The following is a 15,636-nucleotide window of genomic DNA, read 5'->3' as shown; positions in this document are numbered from 1 at the left end:
GAGTCTGAAGGGGCGTCAGCCCCTTCAGCGTTGTCTATCGCCCTGCCCCTCTCAACGCCTTCACCTGCTCACGCACATCCGCAGGCATCGCGGCATCGGCGGCAATCGCAGGGCCAGCCACCAGTACCACTCTGGACCACAGGCGACGAAACAGTTTCTTGTCCGGCGCATAGCTGAAGAAGCTGCCCCACAACCCCTGCAACGCCAGCGGGATCACCGGCACCGGTGTCTCTTCGAGCACACGACTCATACCGCCCTTGAAACCACTGATCTCGCCATCGCGGGTCAGTTTGCCTTCCGGGAAGATACAGACCAGCTCACCATCGGCCAGGTATCGGGCAATCCTTTGGAACGCCTGCTCGTAGATTTCCAGATCCTCGTTACGCCCGGCAATGGGGATGGTCCCGGCCGTGCGGAAAATGAAATTGAGCACCGGCAAACGGTAGATCTTGTAGTACATGACAAAACGGATCGGCCGCCGCACTGCACCGCCGATCAGCAGTGCATCGACAAAGGACACATGGTTGCAGACCAGCAAGGCCGGGCCTTCTTCCGGGATCAGGTCCAGATTGCGATGCTCGACCCGGTACATGGAATGGCTGAGCAGCCAGATCATGAAGCGCATGGTGAACTCGGGGACGATCTTGAAGATGTAGGCGTTGACCGCGATGTTCATCAGCGAGATCACCAGGAACAGCTGCGGGATCGACAGTTTGGCGACGCTGAGCATCAGAATCGACACGATGGCCGACACCACCATGAACAGTGCGTTGAGAATGTTGTTGGAAGCGATGACCCGGGAGCGCTCCTTCTCCGGGGTGCGGGACTGGATCAGAGCATACAGCGGCACGATATAGAAACCACCGAACACCCCGATTCCCAGGATATCCAGCAGCACCCACCAGCCCTGCCCGTAGGACAGTACCGCCAGCCAGTCATTGGCCTGCGCGTTCTGCGGGAAACCACCCGAATGCCACCACAACAACAGGCCAAACACCGTCAGGCCCATGGAGCCGAACGGCACCAGACCGATCTCGACCTTGTGGCCGGACATGCGCTCACACAGCAGCGAGCCCAGCGCGATACCGATGGAGAACACCGTCAGAATCAGGGTGACTACGGTTTCGTCGCCGTACATCCACTCCTTGGCATAAGCCGGGATCTGGGTCAGGTAAATCGCCCCCACGAACCAGAACCAGGAATTGCCGACAATCGAACGCGACACGGCGGGTGTCTGCCCGAGCCCCATGCGCAAGGTGGCCCAGGATTGGGTGAAAATGTTCCAGTTCAGCTTCATTTCAGGAGAAGCCGCAGGTGCTTTCGGAATGCCGTAACTGGCCACGAACCCCAGGCACGCCACCAGCACAATGGCGGCAGACACCACAAAGGCGTAATGACTGGAGGACATCATGATCCCGGCCCCGATGGTGCCCGCCAGGATCGCCAGGAAGGTGCCCATTTCCACCAGCCCGTTGCCGCCTACCAGTTCATGCTCGCGCAGGTGCTGCGGCAGGATCGAGTACTTGACCGGCCCGAACAGTGCCGAATGAGTGCCCATGGCAAACAACGCCAGCAACATCATCCACAGGTGATTGAACACAAACCCGGCCGCACCGACCACCATGATGCCGATCTCTGCCAGCTTGATCAGCCGGATCAGCGCATCCTTGGGATACTTCTCGCCGAACTGCCCGGCCAGTGCCGAAAACAGAAAGAACGGCAGGATGAACAGCAAGGCACACAGATTGACGTAGATCGAGCGATCGCCCTCGATGCTCAGCTTGTAGAGGATGGCGAGGATCAGCGATTGCTTGAAGATATTGTCATTGAACGCCCCAAGGGACTGGGTGATGAAAAACGGCAGAAAGCGCCGCTTTCCGAGCAGACTGAATTGTGACTGTTGGCTCATCGTCCGTGGTCCTGAATGGCTTGGCTAATTGGAAGTACTGAATCCAATCCGGAGCACATTGAAGACGTATCACTTCAGTATGTCGATAGCCATATCAGGACAAGCGGTACTACTGGGTGTTTTAGCAAGATAAAAACGCCCAATGCCGCTTACTCCTTGCGTTGTGCTTGACCAGACACCACTGCGACGAACAACAGACTGAAAATCCAACCGAAGATAATCTCAAGCCACATAACAAACCTCACCCAGCGTTTAGGGCTGGTGAAAAAGCTGAAAAACTCGTCGAGGGCGTTAGCCTTGGGGGTATCGATCACTGGTGCCCAGTCGTCCTCCTGATGCAGATTTACTAGCGGGAGCAGCAAATCCAGCGAGAAGGCTATCGGGCTGAAGGCCGTGTACTCTTGGGGTAGCGCGTCACACAAATACCAGTTGCCAGTGCCTGCTGGTTCGTTTCCAGTCGGCTCAAGCGGCGGCGAACAGTGTTTGTAGCTGGCGTTCTGGAAGACCAAAGGGTCACTCGGTGCGAAAATGGCTTTTTGATCAGCAGCCCACCAATAGACGGCAGCGCATAGCAGCCAGACACCAAGGAACCACGGCAGCAACAGCATGGGTCGATAGCCGTACCCGCCGAGAGGCCGATACACCCAATGCAGAAAAACCATCAAGCGACGATAGGCATTGCGCATTGGTTCGGGCCAGTGCGCAGGGCTCTGGCCAACCAATCCCTTCTCACGTAGTCGGTCTTCAAATGTGACCCCTACTTGTCGAGCCTCTTCGACATGCCCCATCTCGTTCAGGACTTTCTGAAGTTGTCGCCATGGTTGTGGGTAAAACTCTGGAAGCTGACCTGGCTTGGTCGATGGAACACGTTGCTTATCGAGCCAGTGCAAGCGATCGCTAATCGAAGTCTGCTCGTTGATATGAATAAAGTTGTAGACGAAACCATTGATATCCAGATCGTCACCCCAGGACTTGCTATCGTCACTCAAAGCCCCCGCACGCGCGCCAGTAAAGGAAGCTTTACCTATGGGGGCGACCAAGTTTCGTAAAATCAAAGAACCTTCAATATTGATCCGCTGGGCTTTCAGTTCCGTTACCTGTTCTGCCTCACGGATCACCAGATCGCCTTTTAGCACAACACCACGTAATGCGACTGCTCCTCGAGCTTTGAAACCACGCCCCAGAAAAAGAGAACCACCGACGAAGGCCCCATCCATTGCCAACGCGTCCGACTTACCGCCCTCGAACTCGCCGCCAATACAATTGAATTGCCCATGAACCTTAGCCCCCAAGAATCGCACTCCCCCCTTGGCCAAGAACCCATCTCGCATGAAAACACTGCCATCGACAATAGTCCTGTCGGCAGCAAAAGCAGGACCTTCAGATACGCTAAAACATGCCCTGTCACACGTAATCCCTCCTCCAATCCTTGATGCAAGCAGGCTTATCATTCCGTTGGTCTTGACACCGCCCAAGTGCAGACTTCCCTGGCAGACTATATTTTCGGCCGATAGCGCCCAGCCTCCCTTACCGTCAAGGCTGGCTTCTGAGAACGTGATCTGCCCTTTGATATCTGCGCCATCAAGGTTCACCCTCCCGACTGATATAACTTTTTTGAGTGATAAAACACCCGCAATCTTGACGCGCGCAGCATCTACACCTTTAAAACTTGAACCGTACAGAAGCAGCGAATTGCTCAAGGAAGCATCCATCAATCCCAAGAGGCGCTCGAACGCACAGAACCGAAGCAATAACGCCACGGGCACCGTCGTACTTTGCAAATTCAACTTGCCTTCGACGTAAGCGCCACGTAATTGCACGCCATGCTCATGCACGGGCGCTTGCTCATCTCCTCCCAGAGCGAGAAAACGAATGAACTCAGCGCGCACCCGGTTACTATCCGATGGCTCAAGGGGGAGTTTAAGGCCCACCTTCGCTTCAGTGCCCACTTTACAATGCTCAAGCAGTTGAAGCTCTGCAGGCCATAAAGAGCCAAAGTCAGTCAGCGAGCGTCCATAGGGTTTCATTCCATATCCTTATAAATTCACGGAGCAAGGGTCTCGGCTAGCTCGTGGAAAAAAGCAGGATATTAGGCATAAGGCCTATAGCCATCAACGATTAACTGTCTGCCCCTGCGACGCCTTGCCACGCTCGACCTTGGTCGAGAAAGACGAATGGCATGCATCGTGCGAGACTGCCGACTATCTGTGCATTCTGGAAATTCATATGTCGCTGTCCAGCGGGCTGATTGCTGCCGTTGCCCTGACCTACATGGCCATCATGTTTGCCATCGCCTTCTACGGCGACCGGTACAGCGCCTCGCTGCGCCCGACCATGCGCGCCTGGGTCTACAGCCTTTCGCTGGCCGTCTATTGCACCAGCTGGACCTTCTTCGGCGCGGTGGGCCAGGCCGCCGAGCAGTTGTGGTCGTTTCTGCCCATCTATCTGGGGCCTATCGTTCTGATGCTGCTGGCACCCTGGGTTCTGCAGAAGATGGTGCTGATCAGCAAGCAGGAAAACATCACGTCGATTGCCGACTTCATTGCTGCCCGCTATGGCAAGTCGCAACCGCTGGCGGTCATGGTGGCGTTGATCTGTCTGATCGGCATGCTGCCCTACATTGCCTTGCAACTGAAAGGCATTGTGCTGGGGGTCAACATTCTGATCGGTGCGGGAGCCGACTCCACCGGCACCAGCGCCCAGGACACCGCCCTGGTGGTGTCGCTGATTCTTGCGCTGTTTACCATCGTGTTCGGTGCCCGCAACCTCGACGTCACCGAGCACCATCGGGGTATGGTGCTGGCGATAGCCTTTGAAGCGCTGGTCAAGTTGCTGGCGTTCATGGCGGTCGGGGTGTTCGTCACGTTCGGACTGTTCAATGGCTTCGACGACCTGTTCAATCAGGCCAGACTCGCACCGCGCCTTGAAGAATACTGGCAGGAAACGATCAACTGGCCGGCGATGATTGTGCAGACCGGTGTGGCGATGATGGCGATCGTCTGCCTGCCCAGGCAGTTCCACGTCACAGTGGTGGAGAACATCGAGCCCCAGGACCTGCATCTGGCCAAATGGGTTTTCCCCGCCTATCTGGTCCTGGCCGGGCTGTTCGTCGTGCCCATCGCCCTGGCCGGACAGATGCTGCTGCCGAACTCCATGCTCCCCGACTCGTTCGTCATCAGCCTGCCGCTGGCCCATGCGCATCCATCACTGGCGCTGCTGGCATTTATCGGTGGTGCCTCGGCTGCCACCGGCATGGTGATCGTCGCCAGTGTCGCGCTGTCGACCATGATTTCCAACGACATGCTGCTGCCCTGGCTGTTGCGGCGCAAGAATACCGAGCGGCCGTTCGAGGCGTTTCGTTACTGGATGCTTTCGGTACGTCGCATCAGCATCGTGATGATCCTGTTGCTGGCCTATGTGAGCTATCGCATGCTCGGCTCCACGGCGAGCCTGGCCACCATCGGTCAGATTGCCTTCGCCGCCATCACCCAACTGGCCCCTGCCATGTTTGGCGCGCTGTACTGGAAACAGGCCAACCGCCGTGGCGTATTCGCCGGGCTGGCAGCGGGGATCTTCATCTGGTTCTACACCCTGGTGTTGCCGGTGGTGGCCCATGGCATGGACTGGTCGCTGGATAACTTCCCTCTGCTGAGCTGGCTGCACAGCAACCCTCTGGACTTGCCGATCACGCCAATGACCCAGAGCGTCGTGCTGTCGATGGTGGGTAACTGCACGCTGTTCGTCTGGGTATCGATGCTGTCCCGCACCCGGGTTTCGGAACACTGGCAGGCTGGCCGCTTCATCGGTCAGGAAACCCATGTTCGCCCTGGCAGTCGTCCGTTACTGGCCGTGCAGGTCGAGGATCTGCTGAGCCTGTCATCGCGGTTCGTGGGCGAAGAACGCGCCAGGCAGAGCTTCATCAGCTTCTCCTATCGCCAGGGCCAGGGTTTCAACCCGAACCAGAACGCCAACGGCGACTGGATCGCTCATACCGAAAGGCTGCTGGCCGGGGTATTGGGCACCTCATCGGCCAGGGCCGTGGTCAAGGCGGCCATCGAAGGCCGGGACATGCAGCTCGAAGACGTGGTACGCATCGCCGACGAAGCCTCGGAAGTGCTGCAGTTCAACCGCGCCCTGCTGCAAGGGGCCATCGAGAACATCACCCAGGGCATCAGTGTCGTCGATCAGTCCCTGAGGCTGGTGGCCTGGAATCATCGCTATCTGGAACTGTTCAATTACCCGGACGGCCTGATCAGCGTCGGACGACCGATTGCCGACATCATTCGCTATAACGCCGAACGCGGCCTGTGCGGGCCGGGCGAAGCCGAAGTCCACGTTGCGCGGCGTCTGCACTGGATGCGTCAGGGCCGCGCGCACACCTCCGAACGCATGTTCCCCAATGGTCGGGTCATCGAACTGATCGGCAATCCGATGCCCGGCGGCGGTTTCGTGATGAGTTTCACCGACATCTCGGCGTTCCGCGATGCCGAACATGCGCTCAAAGGCGCCAATGAAAGCCTGGAGCAGCGAGTCGCCGAACGGACTCATGAACTGTCGCAACTCAACATTGCCCTGACCGAAGCCAAGGGCAATGCCGAGGCAGCCAACGAATCCAAGACTCGCTTTCTGGCCGCCGTCAGCCACGACCTGATGCAGCCGCTGAACGCCGCCCGGCTGTTTTCCGCAGCGCTGTCCCATCAGGAAGAAGGCATTTCCAGCGAAGCCCAGCGCTTGATCCAGCATCTGGACAGTTCGCTGCGTTCTGCCGAAGACCTGATCAGCGACCTGCTGGATATCTCGCGTCTGGAAAACGGTAAGGTCACTCCGGATCTCCAGCCCTTCGCACTCAACACCCTGTTCGACACTCTGGGCGTGGAATTCAAGGCGCTGGCTCAGGAGCAGGGCCTGAAGTTCAGGGTCAGGGGCAGCGAGCTGCGGGTCGACAGTGACATCAAACTGTTGCGCCGCATCCTGCAGAACTTCCTGACCAATGCCTTCCGCTATGCCAAGGGTCCTATCCTGCTGGGCGTGAGGCGTCGTGGCAGCAACCTGAGCCTGGAAGTCTGGGACCGCGGACCGGGTATTCCCGAAGACAAGCAGAAAGTGATTTTCGAGGAATTCAAACGCCTGGACAGCCATCAGACTCATGCCGCCAAAGGCCTGGGGCTTGGCCTGGCGATTGCCGACGGCCTGTGCCGGGTGCTCGATCATCCGTTGCAGGTCAAGTCATGGCCGGGTAAGGGCAGCATGTTCAGCGTCACCGTGGCGCTGGCTCAACCACTGACGCTGGCCCCCAACGCCCCGACCGAACCCAGCCGCGTGGTGCTCAACGGCATTCAAGTGCTGTGCGTGGACAATGAAGACAGCATCCTGATCGGCATGAACAGCCTGCTGTCACGCTGGGGCTGCCAGGTATGGACCGCACGCAACCGGCAGGAATGCGAAACCTTGCTCAACAACGGCATTCGCCCGCAAGTGGCACTGGTGGACTATCACCTGGACGAAGGTGAAACCGGTACCGAATTGATGGCCTGGCTGCGAACCCGACTGGGGCAACCGGTGCCCGGCGTTCTGATCAGCGCCGACGGCCGCCCGGAACTGATAGCCCAGGTGCATGCGGCAGGTCTGGATTACCTGCCCAAACCGGTCAAGCCTGCAGCGTTGCGCGCGTTGTTGAGTCGGCATGTGCAACTGAGTTGATGAGTCACACCTCGTAGGAGAAGCCTTGGCCGCAACAGCTTGTTCAGGCGCTGAAAATGCGTTGTCTGTAAGCTGATCGTCGCGGCCAAGGCCTCTCCTGGAAGTCACAGATATGCCTCGATTGATGGGCATTAATCCTGAATGACGTCTTGTTTATTCGCTCCGCCGATACGGAAACACATCGATCACCTTGCCGGCCCGAATCTGCTCCTGCAGTCCTTTCCAGTATCCGGCGTCGTACAGTTCGCCATGCAGGCTGTCGAACAGGCGGCGCTGTTGCAGGTCGGCAAACAGAAAGGGTGGAAACTCTTCGGGAAAGACATCCATAGGGCCGATGGAATACCAGGGTTCGGATGCCATTTCATCTTCAGGCGTACGCGGAGCCGGAATGCGCCGAAAGTTGGCTTCGGTCAGCAAGCAGATTTCGTCGTAATCATAGAAGACCACGCGGCCATGGCGGGTGACGCCAAAGTTCTTGAGCAACATATCGCCCGGAAAAATATTGGCAGCCGCCAGTTGCTTGATGGCCAGTCCGTAATCATCCAGCACCTCACGCATCTGCTCGGGGCCGGCCTGCTCAAGATAGAGGTTCAACGGCGTCATGCGCCGCTCGGTCCAGCAGTGGCGGATCAATACCTTGCCACCCGCCTCCACTTCAACGGTGGAAGGCGCGACCTGTAACAGTTCGGCCAGACATTCGGGCTCGAACTTGCTCACGGGAAAGCGAAAATCGGCAAACTCCTGAGTATCGGCCATGCGCCCTACCCGATCGACGCGCTTCACCAGCCGGTACTTGTCGATCACGGTCATGCGGTCGACGTTCTTGGAAGGCGAAAAGCGGTCCTTGATGACCTTGAACACGGTATTGAAACCCGGCAGCGTGAATACGCTCATGACCATGCCGCGTACGCCGGGAGCCATGATGAAGCGATCATCGGTACTGGCCAGATGATGAATCAGGGCACGGTAGAACTCGGACTTGCCCTGCTTGTAAAAACCGATGGAGGTGTACAGCTCGGCGATGTGCTTGCCGGGCAGGATGCTCTTGAGAAAACCCACAAACGCGGCCGGCACAGGCACATCGACCATGAAATACGAACGGGTGAAGGAAAAGATGATGGACACTTCGGCTTCATCGGTGATCAGCGTATCGATCAGAATCCCGGCGCCTTCACGGTGCAGCAAGGCGATGACCAGCGGCCATTGCTCCTCGCGGGTGTAGACACGGCCCACCAGATAGGCCCCCTTATTGCGATAGAAGACCGACGAAAACAGCTCGACGCACAATGTCGGATCCTTGCACACCCAGTCAGGCAGATTGCTCTGCAATTGCATCTGAACCCGGGCTATATCTGCGGCCAGGTCCGCATAAGGCACCTTGAAACGGTAATCGGCGAAGACACGCCTGAACAGGGCCACCATATCGCCCGACGGCCAGTAGCTGCGAGTCTGCGCCACACACTCTTGAGCCTGCACTGCTGGCCGCGTGCTGTGGATGAACATGCGCTCGTCGCTGATCAGGTCATGGCTGAACAGACCGAAGAAGATCGAATTGAACCAGGTTTCGGACAGTTCATCGTCCAGTCGCGGGTCGATCAGCTCGATATAGGCGCTCTTGACGCCAGGCCAGTCACGGGCTTCCAGAGCCCGCACGCCAGCTCGCTGCAGGCGCTCGGTCACTTTGCTGACTTTCTGCTCATAGAGATTGATCCGGTCTGCCGAAGCACGCTGGATCAATTGCCATTGCGCCCCCTCGAAACGCTCCCGGGCACCGGCGGTTATCTGCCGGAAGTGTTCACGGTAATCATCGAAACCGTCGAGGATCAGACGGGCGATAGCGTTGGCGGACATGGCACAGACTCGAGTCGAGACACCCAAAGCCTAGTTCAGGAATGCCAGGTATCGGGAACCACTTAACCGGGACAGGCCACTGAATGCACCCTTCATTTATGACCTGTTACAGGCACATGTCGATAACATGATGGCTTGAAGATATTACCCATACCTTCTCCCACTCAAGAAAAACAACCAGGGAGCTTTTCAGATACAAGGAGCAGTCAATGTTTATCAGGAATATGCGTATCGGGCCAAGGGCTAGCCTGGGCTTTGGATTAGTGGCGACCTTATTGGCGCTGGTAGGAATTTTCTGTCTGGGAAAAATGGCCGAGCTGCGTTCAAGCGCGGAAATCATCGAGCAGTCCTGGATGCCGGATATCGAGAACATGCACGATGCCGGAGCGGCGGTTGCGTCCATTCGCATGGAAGCACTTCGACTGATTGCCATGCCGGAACCTGCCAGCCAGTTGCGCAGCAAGAAAGTCATCAACGAGGCCAGAAGCGAACTGTTCGATCGCCTGAAAAATCAGAAAGACAAAACCACCGACAGCCAGGAAACCAGACTGCTGGGCGACCTTGAAAGCAGTGCGGCCCGCTACCTGACACTGGTAGACAACATCATCGCGCAGATAGACAGCCAGCACTTCGATGACGCCAAGGCAATCCTCAGCGACGAACTCACGCCTCAGGGCCGCATCCTCGATGCCAATCTGGATGCCATGATCACGTTCAGCCAGAAAGGTGCCGACAATGCCGCCAACGAGGCCGCCGAACTGTACGACAGCACGAAAACCATCGTGACCCTGATCATTTTCGCTGCCTTGCTCGGTACGGTGTTGCTGGCATGGCTGCTGACCCGCAGCATCGTCAAACCGATCAGTGAAGCATTGGCGGTCGCGCAGACCATCGCTCAAGGCAATCTGCGCGCCACCATCAGCAGTGAAGGCAAGGATGAGCCGGCACAACTGCTCAACGCATTGGCGATCATGCAGGACAACCTGCGTTCGACCATCCAGAGCATCAGCGAATCCTCATCGCAACTGGCCTCGGCCGCCGAAGAGATGAGCTCGGTCATGGAACAGAGTACTCGTGGCCTGCAGGCCCAGAATGACGAAATCGAACTGGCGGCCACGGCGGTCAACCAGATGAGTGCTGCTGTGGATGAAGTCGCCAGCAACGCCGTATCGACCTCCCAGGCATCCAAGGCCTCGGATGCCGACAGTCAGCATGGCCATCGTCAGGTGGCCGAGACCATCGAGTCCATCGAAGGGCTGGTCAGCGAAGTGCTGGGCGCGTCGGAGCAGGCACAGGAACTGGCGACCCAGGCCCAGGACATCACCAAGGTTCTGGAGGTCATCAGGGGCATCGCCGACCAGACCAACCTGCTGGCGCTCAATGCCGCCATCGAAGCTGCACGTGCCGGTGAAGCGGGTCGCGGCTTTGCGGTCGTGGCCGATGAAGTGCGCTCTCTGGCCAAACGCACCCAGGATTCGACTCAGGAAATCGAGCTGATGATCAACAGCATCCAGACCGGCACTCATCAGACCGTCGGAGCCATGCAGAACAGCGCGCAACAGGCAGGCCAGACCCTTGAACGCGCCAGCAGCGCGGGTCAGGCACTTGAGAAAATCACGGCCGCCATTTCCGAAATCAACCAGCGCAACCTGGTCATCGCCAGCGCCGCCGAACAGCAATCGCTGGTGGCCCGGGAAGTGGACCGCAGTCTGGTGAGCATTCGCGACCTGTCCACCCAGACCGCCGCAGGAGCCACCCAGACCTCGGCCGCCAGCCATGAGCTGTCACGCCTGGCCATTGGCCTGAATGGATTGGTGGCGCGTTTCGCGTTGTGAGTGCAGGTGGCGAATTAATACCGATCAGTTAAAGGCGCAACACAACTTGTGGGAGGCAGCTTGCTGGCGACTTCAGCCTCCCACAAATGATTTTCCATTCGGCTTATCCGAACAACCACTTCCACAGCAAGACCGCGACGATCACCGCCAGCACCGGGCGCATGACGCGGTAGGCCTTGGGGTTCTGGCGCTTGAACTGCTTGACCTTGCCGCTGAAGCTGTCGCTGAAACGCTTGCTGAAGGCATAGGCACGGTTGATACCGCCCACACGCTCGTCATCCAGGTTCTGTGGCGCAGTGGCGCGGCCCAGAAAGGCGCTGACGCTGCGATTGATGCGGGTCATGAAGCCATTGTTCAGCGGTCGCTCCACGTCGCAGAACAGGATCACGCGCGTGGTCTGTGTTTCGTTCTTGACCCAGTGCACATAGGTTTCATCGAACATCACATCCTGGCCATCACGCCAGGAATACTCTTCGCCGTCGACGAAAATCCGGCAGGCGTCGGAGTTGGGCGTAGACAGCCCCAGGTGATAGCGCAACGAACCGGCAAACGGGTCACGATGCGGATTGAGATGGCTGTCTCCCGGCAGCAAAGCAAACATTGCACCTTTGACATTGGGAATGCTGTTGACCAGAGCCACGGTTTTCGGACAGAGGGTTTCGGCAGAAGGCAGCGCCTTGTCGTACCACTTCAGGTAGAAACGCTTCCAGCCCTTCTTGAAGAACGAACCGAAACCGGCATCGTTGTTCTTCTCGGCCGCACGGATATAGCCCTCATCGAACAGATGCATGGCTTCATCGCGAATGGTTTCCCAGTTGTCCTTGAGCACATCGAGCTCGGGAAACTTGCTGCGATCCAGATACGGCTTGGACGGCACCTTGGAAAACAGGTACATCAAGGCGTTATAAGGAGCAAAAAGCGCCGAATGATTCACGAACTGACGCAACAGGGGCAGACGCGCCTTGCCCCGCAGATGCACATACAGCGTGCTGCACAGAAACAGCATCAGGATCGATGCCTTGGCAGCAAATGAAAGGGTCATGAAACTCTCCTTGCAACGGACAGATAGCTGAACTGCCGTCATGTCAGGGGGTATATCAGCAGCCGGCCATCATAAACACTTGTCGACTCCGTACAAAGCCGACAAGTCAAAGATACGCTTACTGTTGCAATTCCTGTTCGGTAAACAGATCGCTGAACAACATGCTCGACAGGTAGCGCTCGCCCGAGTCCGGCAGAATCACGACGATGGTCTTGCCCTGCATCTCTGGTTTTTCCGACAGACGCACAGCCGCCGCCATGGCCGCACCACAGGAAATGCCGCACAGGATGCCCTCTTCCTGCATCAGGCGGCGTGCCATGGCCTTGGCTTCGTCATCGCTGACCCGCTCGACCCGGTCAATCAGCGACAGGTCCAGGTTGCCTGGAATGAAACCGGCGCCAATGCCCTGGATCTTGTGCGGGCTGGGTTTGATCTCTTCGCCAGCCAGTGCCTGGGTGATGATCGGTGACACATCCGGCTCCACCGCCACGGACTGGATAGGCTTGCCCTGAGTGTTCTTGATATAGCGGGAAATGCCGGTGATCGTACCACCCGTTCCTACGCCAGCCACCAATACATCGATTGCACCCTCGGTGTCTTCCCAGATTTCAGGGCCGGTGGTCTTTTCATGGATGGCCGGGTTGGCAGGGTTATCGAACTGCGCCGGCATGAAGTATTTCCCGGGATCGCTGGCCAGGAGCTCTTCGGCCTTGGCAATAGCGCCTTTCATGCCCTTGGCCGGCTCGGTCAGCACCAGTTCGGCACCCAGAGCCTTGAGCACCTTGCGTCGCTCGATACTCATGGATGCGGGCATGGTCAGCGTCAGTTTGTAACCACGGGCAGCCGCCACAAAGGCCAGGCCGATCCCGGTATTGCCCGATGTCGGCTCGATGATGGTCATGCCGGGCTTGAGTCTGCCGCTGCTTTCGGCGTCCCAGATCATGTTGGCGCCAATCCGGCACTTCACCGAATAGCCTGGATTGCGCCCTTCGATCTTGGCCAGGATCGTCACGCCACGAGGTGCGATGCGGTTGATCTGCACCAGGGGCGTATTGCCAATTGAATGGGCGTTATCAGCATAAATACGGCTCATGATCGTGTCCTTGTACGCATGCGTTAAAACTCAAAGCCTATGCTTACCGCCAGTGCGCGTCCAGTTGCACCGAACGGATGCGAGCCTTGGGAGTCAACCATTCAACAAATCCAGAGGCTCAGGTCATGAAACCTCGTTACCGCTGGCCGCTATGGATACTGGCCACCCTTGTCATATTGCTGATCGCCATCAATGCCGCACTGCCTTATCTGGTGCGCAATTACCTCAATGACAAACTCGCGGACATGGGCGATTACCGCGGCCAGATAACCGATGTGGATATCGCTCTGTGGCGAGGAGCCTACCGGATCAACGGGCTGAATATCGTCAAGGTGGATGGCAAGGTCCCGGTTCCCTTCGTCAAGGTGCCGGTCATCGACCTGGCTGTGAGCTGGCATGCCCTCTGGTATAACCATGCGGTAGTGGCCCGGGTGGTGTTCATCGAGCCGGAGCTGAACTTTGTCGATGGCGGCAATGACAAGCAGGCCTCGCAGACGGGCCAGGGGACGGACTGGCGCACCCAGTTGAACAAACTGTTGCCCATCACCCTGGATGAAGCACGCATCGAGAATGCCCGTGTCACCTTCAACAACTTCACGTCAACTCCCAAGGTCAGGATCGAGGCCGACCGGATCAATGCCAGCTTCTACAACCTGACCAACGTGGTGGATGTAGAAGGCAAGCGCGACGCCCGTTTCGAAGGCATGGGCCGACTGCTGGGCGGTGCCGCCGTGGAAGCCAATGCGACCTTCGACCCGCTCAGCGACTTTCAGGATTTCGACTTTCGCCTGCGCGCCACGGGCATCCATCTGCGACGGCTCAATGACTTTGCCTCGGCCTATGGCAAGTTCGACTTCAATGCCGGCAATGGCGATCTGGTCATCGAAGCCCAGGCCAACAACGGCCAGCTAAGCGGCTATATCAAACCGCTGCTGCGCAATGTCGATGTGTTCAACTGGAAACAGGATGTGGAAAACCGGAACAAGGGCTTCTTCCGCTCGATCTGGGAAGCGCTGGTGGGCGGCAGTGAGACCGTTCTGAAAAACCAGCGCCAGAATCAGTTCGCCACCCGTGTCGATCTCAGCGGCAGCGTACGCCAGCAGGACATCAGCGGCTTCCAGGCTTTCCTTCAGGTCCTGCGCAATGCCTTCATCCAGGCGTTCAACACCCGCTACGAGAGCAATGAAAACTCCTGAGCCCGGTACGACCCTGTGAGCGCAATCCTTCATTCAATGACTGAATGAGGCATCTGCGTTCACAGTCGACAACCCTGCGCGCTATAGTCGTCACATTCTTTGCCCCCATTGAGCCGCGCCAGCACAGACTGCGCGTCACGTTAGAGGATTCACCGATGAAGTTCGAAGGCACCCACGCATACGTCGCCACCGACGACCTCAAGCTTGCGGTCAACGCCGCCATCACCCTGGAACGACCGTTGCTGGTCAAGGGTGAACCCGGCACCGGCAAGACCATGCTGGCCGAACAACTGGCCGAATCCTTCGGTGCCCGGCTGATTACTTGGCACATCAAATCCACCACCAAGGCTCATCAGGGCCTGTACGAATACGATGCGGTCAGCCGTCTGCGCGACTCACAACTGGGTGTCGATAAAGTCCACGACGTGCGCAACTACCTGAAGAAAGGCAAGCTCTGGGAAGCCTTCGAGTCCGAAGAGCGCGTGATCCTGCTGATCGACGAAATCGACAAGGCCGATATCGAATTCCCCAACGACCTGCTGCAAGAACTCGACAAGATGGAGTTCTACGTTTACGAGATCGACGAAACCATCAAGGCGAAGCAGCGCCCGATCATCATCATTACTTCCAACAACGAGAAAGAGCTGCCGGATGCCTTCCTGCGTCGCTGCTTCTTCCACTACATCGCCTTTCCGGACCGCGCCACCCTGCAGAAAATCGTCGACGTCCATTACCCCGACATCAAGAAGGATCTGGTCAGCGAGGCACTGGATGTATTTTTCGACGTGCGCAAGGTGCCGGGCCTGAAGAAAAAGCCGTCGACCTCGGAGCTGGTGGACTGGCTGAAGCTGCTGATGGCCGACAATATCGGCGAAGCGGTACTGCGCGAGCGCGACCCGACCAAGGCGATTCCGCCGCTGGCCGGTGCCCTGGTCAAGAACGAGCAGGACGTGCAACTGCTTGAGCGCCTGGCGTTCATGAGCCGCCGCGGCAATCGCTGAGCGTCTTTA

Annotated in this window: 9 protein-coding genes; 4 read left to right on the top strand and 5 right to left on the bottom strand. The window is 57.8% G+C overall.

The features are described 5' to 3' along the window. Nucleotides 1-34: 34 nt before the first annotated feature. Both JSY17_RS04895 and JSY17_RS04890 read right to left on the bottom strand, forming a co-directional pair. On the bottom strand, nucleotides 35-1,909 hold the full coding sequence (locus tag JSY17_RS04895) for an MFS transporter (protein ID WP_206402090.1): 1,875 nt from the start codon (nucleotides 1,907-1,909) through the stop codon (nucleotides 35-37). Nucleotides 1,910-2,058: 149 nt separating this feature from the next. Then, nucleotides 2,059-3,936 carry a membrane-associated oxidoreductase gene (locus JSY17_RS04890; protein WP_232849284.1) on the bottom strand — a complete coding sequence of 626 codons (1,878 nt, stop codon included), beginning with the start codon at nucleotides 3,934-3,936 and terminating at the stop codon, nucleotides 2,059-2,061. 199 nt (nucleotides 3,937-4,135) lie between these two features. Here JSY17_RS04890 and JSY17_RS04885 point away from each other — a divergent pair, with 199 nt between their 5' ends. Beyond that, nucleotides 4,136-7,609: a PAS domain-containing hybrid sensor histidine kinase/response regulator gene (locus tag JSY17_RS04885; protein WP_206402089.1), complete on the top strand. Its 3,474-nt coding sequence runs from the start codon at nucleotides 4,136-4,138 to the stop codon at nucleotides 7,607-7,609. 153 nt (nucleotides 7,610-7,762) lie between these two features. Here JSY17_RS04885 and aceK read toward each other — a convergent pair whose 3' ends face one another. Further along, nucleotides 7,763-9,460 (bottom strand): bifunctional isocitrate dehydrogenase kinase/phosphatase, encoded by a 1,698-nt coding sequence (gene aceK, locus JSY17_RS04880; RefSeq protein ID WP_206402087.1) that lies wholly within the window; start codon nucleotides 9,458-9,460, stop codon nucleotides 7,763-7,765. Nucleotides 9,461-9,669: 209 nt separating this feature from the next. Here aceK and JSY17_RS04875 point away from each other — a divergent pair, with 209 nt between their 5' ends. Then, nucleotides 9,670-11,295, top strand: a complete 1,626-nt coding sequence (locus JSY17_RS04875; protein WP_201014148.1) for a methyl-accepting chemotaxis protein — start codon at nucleotides 9,670-9,672, stop codon at nucleotides 11,293-11,295. Between the two features lie 103 nt (nucleotides 11,296-11,398). On the opposite strand, the gene JSY17_RS04870 is transcribed toward JSY17_RS04875, so the two are convergent. After that, nucleotides 11,399-12,337, bottom strand: a complete 939-nt coding sequence (locus JSY17_RS04870) for an aspartyl/asparaginyl beta-hydroxylase domain-containing protein (RefSeq protein WP_117182949.1) — start codon at nucleotides 12,335-12,337, stop codon at nucleotides 11,399-11,401. 118 nt (nucleotides 12,338-12,455) lie between these two features. Next, nucleotides 12,456-13,430, bottom strand: a complete 975-nt coding sequence (gene cysK / locus JSY17_RS04865; protein ID WP_117164126.1) for a cysteine synthase A — start codon at nucleotides 13,428-13,430, stop codon at nucleotides 12,456-12,458. A gap of 125 nt (nucleotides 13,431-13,555) precedes the next feature. Between cysK and JSY17_RS04860 the strand changes: the two genes are divergently transcribed. Further along, nucleotides 13,556-14,626: a DUF748 domain-containing protein gene (locus JSY17_RS04860; protein ID WP_206402086.1), complete on the top strand. Its 1,071-nt coding sequence runs from the start codon at nucleotides 13,556-13,558 to the stop codon at nucleotides 14,624-14,626. A 155-nt stretch (nucleotides 14,627-14,781) separates the two neighbouring features. Next, complete coding sequence (locus JSY17_RS04855; protein ID WP_117164124.1) at nucleotides 14,782-15,627, top strand: AAA family ATPase; 846 nt, start codon at nucleotides 14,782-14,784, stop codon at nucleotides 15,625-15,627. Nucleotides 15,628-15,636 lie beyond the last annotated feature (9 nt).

The sequence above is a fragment of the Pseudomonas capsici genome, from assembly GCF_017165765.1.
Lineage (GTDB): Bacteria > Pseudomonadota > Gammaproteobacteria > Pseudomonadales > Pseudomonadaceae > Aquipseudomonas > Aquipseudomonas capsici.
The sequence above is the reverse complement of the archived record's forward strand: the minus strand, read 5'-3'. Positions and strand labels throughout refer to the sequence as shown.